Source organism: Cupriavidus sp. CuC1 (genome assembly GCF_044627735.1).
Classification (GTDB): domain Bacteria; phylum Pseudomonadota; class Gammaproteobacteria; order Burkholderiales; family Burkholderiaceae; genus Cupriavidus; species Cupriavidus ulmosensis.
In genome coordinates, this window is the sequence record NZ_JBIUHC010000357.1 from 1 (window position 1) to 1,940 (window position 1,940).

Annotated in this window: 1 protein-coding gene; it reads left to right on the forward strand. The window is 64.4% G+C overall.

The window, feature by feature from the left end:
• Nucleotides 1–148 precede the first annotated feature (148 nt).
• Complete coding sequence (locus tag ACGLHR_RS51585) at nt 149–1,885, forward strand: IS1634 family transposase (RefSeq protein ID WP_400103844.1); 1,737 nt, start codon at nt 149–151, stop codon at nt 1,883–1,885.
• Nucleotides 1,886–1,940 lie beyond the last annotated feature (55 nt).

A 1,940-nucleotide genomic window follows, 5' to 3' on the forward strand; every position in this document is an offset into this window, starting at 1 on the left:
CCGAAGTTCCATGGTGACGCCGCGGCTGCGGCGTCGCGAAGCCCTTTTCCTGATTGAGGAATCGGCTCATTGGGGGGCGTTCGATACCCGCATTTTGTAGTCACTAAAAGTTCTTGACATTGGCGAGTTTTATCCTATTCTGCTGGCTATGCCAGCACGAACCGGAACCGCTCACGTCGTTACGACGACCCGCAAGTACAAGGACCAGGTCTATCGCACCCACCTGTTGCGGCGCAGTTACCGCGAGGACGGCGTGGTCAAGAACGAGACGCTGGGCAACCTGTCCCACTTGCCCGAGGCACTGATCGAGATCATCCGCCGCTCACTCAAGGGCGAGACCTTCGTGCCGCTGGGCGAGGCGTTCGAGGTGACACGCTCGCGCGCTCACGGCCACGTGCAGGCGGTGGCCACGGCCATGCAGCGTCTGGGCTTTGCCTCGCTGATCGCCTCCAAGCCCTCGCGCGAGCGCGACCTGGTGCTGGCGATGGTGGCCGCGCGCATCGCGGCGCCGCACACGAAGCTGGCCACCACGCGCTGGTGGCACACCAGCACCCTGGCGGAGGACTTCGGCGTGACCGAGGCCAACGAGAACGACCTGTACGCGGCAATGGACTGGCTGCTCGCGCACCAGGGCACAATCCAGAAGAAGCTCGCCGCGCGCCACTTGAGCGCCGGTGGCCTGGTGCTGTATGACCTGAGCTCCAGCTACTTCGAGGGCAGCACCTGCCCGCTGGCCAAGCTTGGCTACAGCCGCGATGGCAAGAAGGGGCTGCTACAGGTCAACTACGGCTTGCTCACCGATGCGCGCGGCTGCCCAGTGGCGGTGTCGGTGCATGAGGGCAACGTGGCCGACAGCCAGACCTTCATGCCCGAGGTGCGGCGCCTGCAAGAGGAATTTGGTCTCTCCCGATTGGTCATGGTGGGCGATCGCGGCATGATCTCCAGCAAGGCCATCGACCAGATGCGTGAGGGCGGTGACCTGGGCTGGATCACCGCGCTCAAGAGCGCCTCGATCCGCCCGCTGCTCGAGCAAGGGCAACTGCAGCTTGGCCTGTTCGACGAGCGCAATCTGCTGGAGCTGAGTTCACCGGACTATCCGGGCGAGCGGCTGGTGGCGTGCCGCAATCCGGAACTGGCCAGGCTACGTGCCCACAAGCGAGAAGAGTTGTTGGCGGCCACCGAGGCGTGCCTGCAGCCGATCGTTGCCCGCGTGCAGGCGGGCAAGCTTGCCGGGCGCGATCAGATCGGCCTGCGCGTGGGCAAGGTGATCGACAAGTACAAGGTGGCCAAGCACTTTGCGCTGAGCATCGACGACGCGGCCTTCACGTTCAGCCGCAACAGCGAGGGCATCGCCCGCGAGGCGGCGCTCGACGGCCTCTACATCATCCGCACTTCGGTGAGTTCGGCGCAGATGGACTCGGCCGAGTGCGTGCGCAACTACAAGGCGCTGGCCAACGTGGAGCGCGCGTTCCGTTCGCTAAAAACGGTGGACCTGAAGGTGCGGCCAATCCATCACCGCACGGCCGATCGGGTGCGTGCGCATATCCTGCTGTGCATGCTGGCCTACTACGTCGAATGGCACATGCGCGAGGCTTGGCGCGAACTGATGTTCGCCGACCCGGATCAGGCCGCCAAGGCCACGCGTGATCCGGTGGCGCCTGCCGTGCGTTCTGCGGCAGCGCTGGCCAAGGCGGCGCGCCACACACTTGACGACGGCACGCCCGTGCACAGCTTCTCGAGCTTGATGGCCGAACTCGCCGCGATCGTGCGTAACACCTGCCGTACACCCAGCGCTGGCGCTGAAGTGCCGACGTTCGAACTCGTCACCACGGCAAACGCGAAACAGAAGCAGGCTCTGGATTTGCTTCAGCAAATCCGCGTGTAGACAGAAACTGGAACCCGGGAATCACGACAAGTGCCTGTCGCAAAAGGGGAAACTC

What these genes read in the sequence shown, in the direction of transcription:
- ACGLHR_RS51585 (WP_400103844.1), top strand. Translation starts at nt 149, where the DNA reads ATGCCAGCACGAACCGGAACCGCTCACGTCGTTACGACGACCCGCAAG.